The sequence below is a fragment of the Bacteroidales bacterium genome, from assembly GCA_023228145.1.
Classification (GTDB): Bacteria; Bacteroidota; Bacteroidia; order Bacteroidales; family CAIWKO01; genus CAIWKO01.
In genome coordinates this window covers 1-10,403 of record JALOBU010000042.1, presented here as the reverse complement: position 1 = coordinate 10,403, position 10,403 = coordinate 1, and the positions used below count along the sequence as shown (strand labels likewise).

3 protein-coding genes and 1 pseudogene are annotated in these 10,403 nt (G+C 35.2%); 3 read left to right on the top strand and 1 reads right to left on the bottom strand.

Annotated features, from left to right (window positions below; genetic code table 11):
* Positions 1-273: 273 nt before the first annotated feature.
* Positions 274-6,273: a T9SS type A sorting domain-containing protein gene (locus M0R16_13145; protein MCK9613817.1), complete on the top strand. Its 6,000-nt coding sequence runs from the start codon at positions 274-276 to the stop codon at positions 6,271-6,273.
* A gap of 572 nt (positions 6,274-6,845) precedes the next feature.
* Positions 6,846-6,989, top strand: a pseudogene (locus M0R16_13140) (transposase).
* Positions 6,990-7,220: 231 nt separating this feature from the next.
* On the opposite strand, the gene M0R16_13135 reads toward M0R16_13140, so the two are convergent.
* A complete protein-coding gene (locus tag M0R16_13135; GenBank protein ID MCK9613816.1) occupies positions 7,221-9,773 on the bottom strand; it encodes a tetratricopeptide repeat protein in 2,553 nt (850 codons plus the stop codon).
* 319 nt (positions 9,774-10,092) lie between these two features.
* Between M0R16_13135 and M0R16_13130 the strand changes: the two genes are divergently transcribed.
* On the top strand, positions 10,093-10,403 hold a 311-nt coding region (locus tag M0R16_13130; protein MCK9613815.1), incomplete at its 3' end, for a hypothetical protein.

Sequence of the window (10,403 nt, the reverse complement as noted above, 5' to 3'; positions counted from 1 at the left end):
TATGCTTAAACGTAATTATGCTAAATCGTTCGCTGGACTCACTATTCGGATCCTTTCTAAAATCGCTGCTCTTACATTATTACAATTTATTAATTTTCAAAACAATAAACCCATTAATCATCTTAAAATTTGCTCTCGCATGTTAATAGCACAACAGGTTATTATTATATTTTATTTATTAAACTATCTTTTAAAAGACTGATATTATTAAAATTGAATAATGGTAAACAGTAAAAATTATTATCTGGTTTTATTAAAAAATAAATCGTAAATATGAAAAAGCTAATTTTACTATCAGCTTTCGTAATTTTTTTTGTCTCGCTTTCTTTCGGGCAAACATATTACATGAGTGCTAATCCCATAACCACATGCGATGGTACCTATTATGATCCTGGCGGAACAGGAGATTACGGTAATAGTGTGAGTATAACACAAACATTTACTCCTGGTACGGCAGGGCAAATGTTACAATTTGCTTTTTCGTCCTTCTCCACAGAAAGTGGATATGATTATTTATACATTTATGATGGACCTGATAATACTTATCCATTGATTGGTGAATATGATGGTAATACTTCGCCTGGAACTATCACTGCAACACAAACCGGACAATTAACCTTTTACTTTTATTCAGATGGAGGTGTTGTTTCTTCTGGATGGCAGGCAACTATAAGCTGTGTTGTACCTCCTAATAATGCATTAGATTTTAGAGGTGGTGATTATGTAAAAGTTAATACAGGAAGTGCAAGTTTATTAGGCACCTTTACTGTAGAATGTTGGGCTCAGGTGTCTTCAAATGAAGATGTGTATGCAATTTGTGGAAGCAGATATAGTGGCGATCAAAGCTTTGATATGAAATTCGACAACGGAAAAATTCATGGTGATATTGGAGATGGTAGTTCATGGCTTACCACAGCTGCGGATGTTACTTATGCCTATTCAGCTGATACATGGTATCATATCGCTTATGTTGTGACACCAACAAGTTGGACAGTGTATGTTCATAATACCAGTGGAACACTCGTAGCGTATAATACAGGCACATATTCAGGTACGCCACTATTGTTCGACGCAAACCATACGTTAGCGATTGGAGACAGGAGTATTGACGAGACAAGTGAATATCTTGAGGGTAAAATTGATGAATTCAGGGTCTGGAGCAGAGCATTGTCTCAGCAAGAAATTCAAAATTCTATGTTCTCAGAAACCTGTTCAGTAGCATCAGGCCTTGTTCTTTGTTATCATTTTAATCAAGGAATATCATGTGGAGATAATTATGAAATGCCACTTATTGATGCAGGCCCTAATAATTATAATGGTACTATGTACTATTTTTATTTAAATGGTGACTGTACGGACAATTGGTGTGATGGTGTGTCAGCAATAACAGTAAATGCTTGCCCTGCAGCCTATAAAGCACAGTTTGTTTCTATGAACCTTGGATCAAATTCATGGTGTGCCGGTGAAACGCGCAGCGTGACAGTGACCGTAAAAAATGTTGGCACGGCCACATGGACCAATGGTAGCCCTGAAATCAATATCGGCTGTAAATGGAATGCGGATGCTGACTTTTATGTGAGGTGCGACGCAAATAATCTTGCCCCGGGTTCTACAGCAACTTACTCACTTACTATGACTGCACCTTCTGCTTCGGGTTCAAATAATTTAACTTTTAGTGCGGTTTATGAAAATTGTTTTTGGTTCCATGACAACCCTGGAAGTATCAATTGTACTTATGGTGCAACAACATGCTCGGGGAACTCTGCATATGTTTCAGGTACGCAAACTATTAAACCACTACCAACTAATGTTTCCGCCGGCACCGATGCTACCATCTGCAGCGGCAGCAGCACACAGTTGCAGGGGAGTGCTACTGGACCAACAATTAGTAGTTCGACAAGTGCAACTTTCACACACGGCGATAATTCAACAGAATTTAATTCTAGTCCATCAACATCTACTAATTCAAGTTGTCCAGTAAATCTTAGTGTTGATATCCCTGTTGGTGCAACTATTACAGGAGTTGATGTGAGTTATAAAATGACAGCGTCAAGTACAAATAACGCATATATGAGCGAGCAAAGGAGTTATTTAGAGTGTACATCTCCAGGTGGTTCTAAAGAAACTTCAATTTATAATGGCTCCGACAATAGTAGTGGACAGTTTAGTTATTCTAGAACAAATCTTACCATAGCAAATGGTGTAACTGGTGGTGGTACAATTAACTTTAGACTTCATGCTTTTAGAACTTGGGGTTCATCGGGATCGGGATGTAATGCAGGTTATAATAAAGTTGATAATAATACCTTCGAAATAACGGTGTACTATACTTATCAAACTGTTACTTACTCCTGGTCTCCCGCTACCGGCTTAAGCACCACTAACATCGCCAACCCCACGGCATCGCCCGCAAGCACTACCACATATACCATGACAGCTTCTGCCGGGGGATGCAGCGTTGAGGATGCAGTAACTATAACTGCAAACCCGCTTGAGCCGGGAGCCATAAGTGCCAATCAAACTATATGCAATAATACTACTCCTGCTCAATTTACAGGCGATGAAGCAAGCGGCGGCATAGGTTCGTTTACTTACCAGTGGCAAACAGCCACAAGCCCCACCGGCCCATGGAGCAATATTGTAGGAGCCACTGCATCATCTTACACCGAAACATCACCACTTACTGCAAACACCTATTACCGCAGAATGGCTGTAAATCAATGCGGCACGGTGTATTCAACAGAAGAAGCACCAGCATCAGGCAATCTAAAACTGAATTATACCTTTGACGACCCACAGGAACCGACAACAAATTTATTGCCTTATGCAACTGCTATATGTGGTTCTGGAGGCATGGCAGGTTATTGGAGCGGAACGATTACACCGAATAATTATGAAAAAACATATAACTCGTACAAAGTTACTACCTTGAATGATGGTTACTATAATGGATTTATTTCTAGCTCAGGTGGTTCCTGCACAAATGGCGTAACATATACTTTTAGTTTAAAAGCATGGATACCTTCGGGTAAACAAATTAGTTTTAGAATGCGAAACTGTACAACTGGTGGCTCTATTGCAGGTTCAGATATACCGATAAATGGTAATGATAACTGGCAATATGTAAGCAAATCTTTTACTGCAGATGCACAAACATGTGGAAATATAGAGGGTGTTCAAAATAATGGCACAGCTGCTGATGTATTTTCATTTTATGTGAGGGATTTGCAGCTTGAGCAGAAAGACCATGCTACCCAATTTGTTAATAATACAAGGCCAACTGCCACTGTAACCGATTATTCCCCCAACAATAACAACGGCACTATAGCATTAGCCACTTCCCCGGTATGGACCTCAAATGGAGTAAATGGCGGGGCGTATAGCTTTGATGGAACTAGTAGTTATATAGATTTGGGGAATACTTTAGATGATGATATTTTGGCTGCTGTGCCCGCTTCCATTGCATGTTGGGTTAAAGGTTCTTTTACTAGTGGTAATGGGAATGAGATTATTTTTGGACATTATGTTTCAAAAATTGGATTGGGTATATATCCTAGTGGCGGAAACAATTCTTTTATTGTTACAGTTGGTGGTAGTGGGCAAAGTAAACCTACTTTTGCCTGTGGTAATTCTTGGGTAGATGATGCCTGGAATCATATAGTTGTTACCTATGATGCTTCACTAAATTCAACTTTTTGGCTAAATGGAGAGCAGATACCAGCATCCGGGGCTTCTAATTATTGGACATGGAACAGTAACGTCTCAACAATAGGTAAACGTCCACAAGGAGATCATTTTAAAGGTACTATTGATGATTTTCGCATTTATAATACCAAATTATCGGAATCTGATGTTGCTACCCTTTACAACAATTCCGTAGCGTTGCATGTTACGGTAAATCCTATTGTAGCTGATGTAACACCCGGTAATAATAATTATGTGTGGTCGGGCGCTGCAGGAACAACCACTTGGGAAGAAGCCGGCAATTGGGTAAAGTACACTTCCGGAACCCCGGGCACCTATTCTACAGTTTCTAATATGCCTTCCGCTAGCGATAACGTATTTATTACTACCGGTACCTGCATCGATCAACAGCCAACAGCAACAAGCGCAGGAGCTGTATGCAATAATCTTACCGTAACTTCCACAGGGGCTTTAACCATCAACGATGGAAAAAAGTTAACCGTAAATGGCAGCCTTACGAATGATGGCACGATAACAAGTGGTACTGGTACGGGAAGCATAGATATCAAAGGCAACTGGACCAACAACGGAACGTTTAATTCCGGTTCCGGAAAAGTTACCTTTTTGGGAACAGACAATACCATAACATCTGATCCAGAAAAAGGAACCTTTTATAATATTGATGTAGGGAGTACAGGCAATTTTACAATGAATTCTGATATTACGTTAACAAACACGTTTCAATTTGGATATGAGCCTAATACACCCACCATGAACGGTCTGGGTGGCCATACATTAACTGCTAAAGATTGTTATATAGACGGTTATTTTAATCTAACAAATGTGAATGATAAAGTACTATCATCTTCGAATTCTGGATATATTGATATAGGCATGTATTGTGCAGATGAATTTGTGCCAATTGTAACTATTTCAAATGGTACAATTAAATGGTCTTCGAATGATATTAATATAGGTGCATTAAAGCAAGGCAAATTAATCCAAACCGGAGGCGATATTATCATAGAAAACGCCAGTGGTAGTCTTACCGCTGATATTAACGCAGTTTACGAAATGACAGGAGGAATGCTCACTATTCCAAAAATGGTAATTGCAAATTGGGGAACCCCGGCTACTGTTAATTTCTTTAACAATACTACCACTGCAATAAATATCGGCGAAATGATTATAGGTCCAGGTGATGGTGTAAATAAAGGTATAGTTTCTTGTGCGGGATACTCTCCTATAATAAATTTTGCCGGCAACTGGACCAACAACGGCACATATACAGCTGGTAACGGCACCGTAATATTTAACGACACCACACAACAAACCGTATATGCCGGGACGAGTAACTTTAATAATTTAATATTAAACAACGCATCAGGCATCAAAATGACATCTGATCTTACCGTAGGCAATGTTCTGAATATGACTTCCGGCAATATTGAAACCGGAGTAAACACACTAGAATTAGGCACATCGGCCTCATCCATTGGCTCGTTGAGTTATACAGACGGATTTGTTTTAGGTAAGATGAAACGCTGGTTTCCTAATGTACCGAATTCCGGTAAAGATTCAAGTCTTTTCCCTCTGGGTGTTGAAAGCAACAACAGGCATTTGCTGGTTGAATATACAAGTGCATCAAGCGGCGGTTCGCTGACTGCCTTTTTTAACGAAACGTCTATGGGCTGGCCGGAGACGTGGATGGAATTAGACCAAATGCTTGTTATTCCAGCAGAAGGAGAATGCGCACAATTTATCGTAACAACATTGAGCGATGAGGGTTATTGGGACATAACACCCAGTGGCATGACTGGCGGACTATATAATATTTCGCTGACCGGCGGAGGCATACAAACCATTAATAATCTTTGTAATATAACAGCCTTGAAGCGTGTTGGGACAGCACCCTGGGGACAAAGCGGTACGCATATTCAGCCGGTAATGGTAGGGGGCAATCCTGTAGTGAAGCGTGAAGGAGCTTCGGGATGGAGCAACTGGGGTATGGGAGGTGGCGCATATAACCCGCTTCCAATAAATCTTTTAACTTTTAATGCGGTATGCCAAAACAAGGAAGTAACAATAAACTGGTCAACAGCCACCGAAACCAATAACGATTATTTTACCATTGAGCGCAGCATAGATGCTCAGAAATGGGATGTGCTGACACAGATTGAAGGTGCCGGCAACAGCAATGAGGTAAAGTATTACACAGTCCGTGATGATAACCCTTATAACGGCATATCGTATTACCGCCTGAAACAAACGGATTATAACGGACAGTATGAATATTTTAATCCTGTTTCAGTGCATTGCAACAGTGATGAAACATTACCCAATATAACGTATTATCCTAATCCTTTCACTTCAGAATTGTTTGTTGATATTCAAAATATTGTAAATACAAATGCTTCTTTAATTATCTATGACCTTTTAGGCAATAAGGTTTATGAAAATGATATCAGGATAGAGGATGAATTAAATTACAAAATCACTCTTGACCTTAAAAATTTAAATACAGGTGTTTATATGGTAAACTTTATTTCTGATGAATACAGCAACACCGTCAGGATAGTGAAGAATTAGTAATTTCGCTTTTATCATGTTTAGCGAAAAGTGTTTGTCCTATTTTGGAATAATATTTGTACATTGGACGAATTCCAACTAACACCTGTTTCATAAAAAATATTAATGTTGCTATTAAGTTTTTATTATTTGTTTTACTTGCTTTTATTACTCTTGATGGCTATTCTCAGACGAAAACCTATACCTGGGATGTTTATAAAATAAAATTCAAAGTACCTGAAACCTTTACCGTTGAGATAACTAGTCCGACCTCAAATATCATATAAACATTTGATTGCTAATAACATATAATAATTTAATGTATAAAATTTCTACCGAAAAGCATAACTTTGTAATATAAAACCGGTAGAAAAAATCATGTTATCAAAAGCAAAAATTGCAAATCAACTTGGCTTCTATAGCACATTTGAAGAACAGTTAGATCATAAACACCCATTATACATTTTATCTCATAAGATCAATTGGCGGGTTTTTTAAGAAGCATTTAAGAAGCACTATTCTGAGAATAAAGGAGCACCTGCCAAGCCTATACGTTTGATGGTGTCTATCAGAAACAAAAACTAGGGCATGGCTTTAGACGAAGGGCCGCCATTGAACCACGAATAGGACACTTAAAATCAGATCATCGCTTAAACAGGAATTTTTACAAGGGCATTTTTGGAGATAATATCAATGTTATGCTTGCAGCTGCCGCAATGAACTTCAAAAGAATGATGAATAAATGGAAATTAAATCCAGGATTTTTTATTTTCTTAAAAGGGATGCACTTTTTATTCAAAAATCATAAGCAATTTTTTTATATCTTCGCTAAAAAACATTTTTTGAGGTTCAACTAAATAGTACAAACGAGTAAAGCGAGGTTTGGACTATATTATTTTTCCAATCGGTATTACATGTCAAAAAAACACATTCCTTATTAATCCGTAATAGAATATTATAATAAGATTTTAGTTGCAGTATTTTTTTAAAAGGTCATTTGCTTTTGTATTACCCAGTTTTACCGCTTTTTCCCAATCAGTGCAAGCTGTAGGGTCGTTTAGTCTGAATTTGGAGTTACCCCTGTTCAAATAACTGCCGGCATCATTTGGATTGAGCTCAATAGCGATATTGAAATCTGATATGGAGCCGGAATAATCTTTTAAAGCGCCTTTTGAATTGCCCCTGTTTTTATATGCAATTGCATTTTTCGGGTCTATGGCAATTGCTTTTGAAAAATATTCACTAGCAAGTTTATAATTCTCGAGTTTTCCCATTTCAAGGCCCTTATTGACATAATATTCTGCATTATTATTATCAGGAATTGAAATATTTTTATTGGTAATATTATGAGGCTTTGATTCTATTTCGTTGAGCAATATTTTTGGTTCTTTGTATCCGGGATTTTTAGATATTGCTTTTAATAAATACATTCGTGCTGTATCATAATTGTTTTGTTTGAAGTAAAAAGCGCCTAATTTGTAAAGTGGTGTTGCCAAATTCGAATCAATTTCTGTACACATTAAATAATGAATTTTTGCTGAATCAATGAATCCGAGTTCAAATTCAAGGTCTGCTTTATTTAAGAGAGCGTCACAGTTTTTATTCCATTTTTGAAATGATATATTATAATCTGAAAGTGCACTGTCGTATTCCTTAAGAAAATAAAATGCATTGCCCCTGTTGTTATAAAATTGAGAAAACCCGGGCATAATCCTGATAGCTTCATCATATGCTTGTATGGCAGCAATGTATTCTTTTTGATGATATAATGCAAGGCCCAGATTGTTATAGAGAAACGGGTCCTGATTATCTTTAGAAACATTTTTACTATTCACTGAAATAGCTTTATTGAAGTGATCTTGTGCAAGTTTAAAATCGCTGTTTTCAAGATAATAATTTCCCAGCCCATAGTATGCATAATAGTTTTCAGGTTGTTTTTTTACAATATCCATCCAGAATGTATAACTATTTTCCCATACAGAAATTCTTGAGTGCGAGTAAAGAGAATATGCTGCTATCAGACAGATAAACAAAACAGATATAACTCTTTTAATAATTTTATTGCTTTTTGAAATCAGAATATTCATTAAATATGCTATTATCAGAAACAGTCCGAAATATGCAAGATAGGCATACCTGTCTGCAGTTATAAGCCTCCCTTGCATGGGAAGTAAATGCCCGACAATAAAAACATTTGTTATAAAAAAGAAAAGGCCAAAAATGATTACATTCCATTTTTTTCTGGCTTTGAAAATCATTAGTATTATTAAAATAAAAAAGATGATAAGCAGTATTCCGGAAACATAATATTCGCCTGGTAAAAACCCGTTTATTTTATTTGGATAAGGATGCATTCCGCAGAGGTTAAACGGAAAAATAAACTGGTATAAATAAAAAATAACAGCATAGCTGAAAAGAAATATTCTATCAACAAAATTGAAATCAGTTTTATAAATTATATTACTTGAGGTTATGTCCCAATAATTAGCTATAATGCGATAAATGTCTGATGGTAATTTTTCAAAAAAATCAAACATCTTTAAAAAATAATTTATAACTATTGGTTGTTTGCTGAAATTAATGAAATCGCTAATCAGGGAATAAAATAAAGGCCAACAAAGAACAATTAAAATATAGAACAACAATATTATTATTAGCTTTTTAAAAGCAGAATGATAAGTACTGAGGTTGATATAATTTCGAATAAAAGGGGATATTATTTCCCTGAACTTTAATCTTTTGTTGGTACGAATTATTATTTTAATTAAATAAAATGCACAAATGCATATTGTTATTGCAATTATCAAATTGAGAAAGCCATTGTATGAAATCAGGAATACTGACAAAACAACTATTTTTTCAAAAACTGAAATTACATTTATTCTCCTGCTGTAGTAATAGTCAATTAAAAACAAAGTCAATGGCAACATTACAGCTTGTATTTTTGAAATTGATGCTAACCAGCTACATAAAATTACAACCAAAAAAATGAATGGGTGTTTTTTTTTCTCTATATAGTAAATATATGAAATTAATGAAAGAAGATAAAATAATGTGTACAGCAGGTCTTTTCTTTGCATGACCCATACAACACTTTCAACTCTTGTTGGATGAAGGGCAAATAAAGTGCAACATAAAACGGATATGAGTGGGCTTTTTGATAATTTTTTAGTAACAAAAAAAACCAATATAACATTGATTAAGTGAATTACAATATTTGCAGCATGAAAATATCTTGGATCAATTCCCGTGAATTTCATCTGCAAAGCAATGCTTGCCAGGGAAAGCGTTATATGCTTTTCGCGTTGATAGAGTAATGATAATTTATTCCAGGAAAAATTAAGCAGAAAATCATTTTTAGAAATATATTCATAATCATCCCAGTCAATAAAGCCGTAATATATGCTTTTATAATAAATTAAAAATGTGATAATAATAATACCGAATAAAAACCAATACCATTTTAATTCAATTATTTTGTTTTTGACGGTAACCAAATTGTTGAAAATTAATTTTCCCATCAATTAACTTTAGTATTGTCACACAAAATTTTTAAAAAAAACTGTATAATTTTATTTATTACTGCAAATATACGCAAACATTACGCATTAAAGTCTGTGTTATAAATGTTTGAAAAAAATGATGCAAAAATGCTGTTTGTATTAGTCAATTTTATTAATTAACATTTAGTTAATAATTATTTTAAGTCTTTTTAAGATAAAAAATATGTATTGTAATTTACTTTTATATATTTGCATCATATTATTAATTATAGTTTTTATAATTGGTATATATTTTTTTAAAAGGATGTTTTTCCTTTTCTATTAATTAAATTATTTTATGAGTAAAACATTTATTTACAGTTTTATAATAGGCATTGCTTTATTTATTATTCAAATGGGATATGCATCAGCCAATGATTTAAAACATGATGATAAAACGATGTTATTAAAAACTAATTACAATTATACTTGTGAAGATTTAACTTCATTATTCAATAACAAAATTTCAGACATAAAATTATTACGAGATAAAAAATATAATGATATAAATATTAAAGATGATTTTGAACCCGAAATGTCTGTTTATCTTCCTATTTCGGGTTGTGGGATGACCGTTAGTGCAAGCGGTGGAGTGCCTATTTGCCCGGG

What these genes read in the sequence shown, in the direction of transcription:
- M0R16_13145 (MCK9613817.1), top strand. Translation starts at nt 274, where the DNA reads ATGAAAAAGCTAATTTTACTATCAGCTTTCGTAATTTTTTTTGTCTCG.
- M0R16_13135 (MCK9613816.1), bottom strand. Translation starts at nt 9,773, where the DNA reads ATGGGAAAATTAATTTTCAACAATTTGGTTACCGTCAAAAACAAAATA.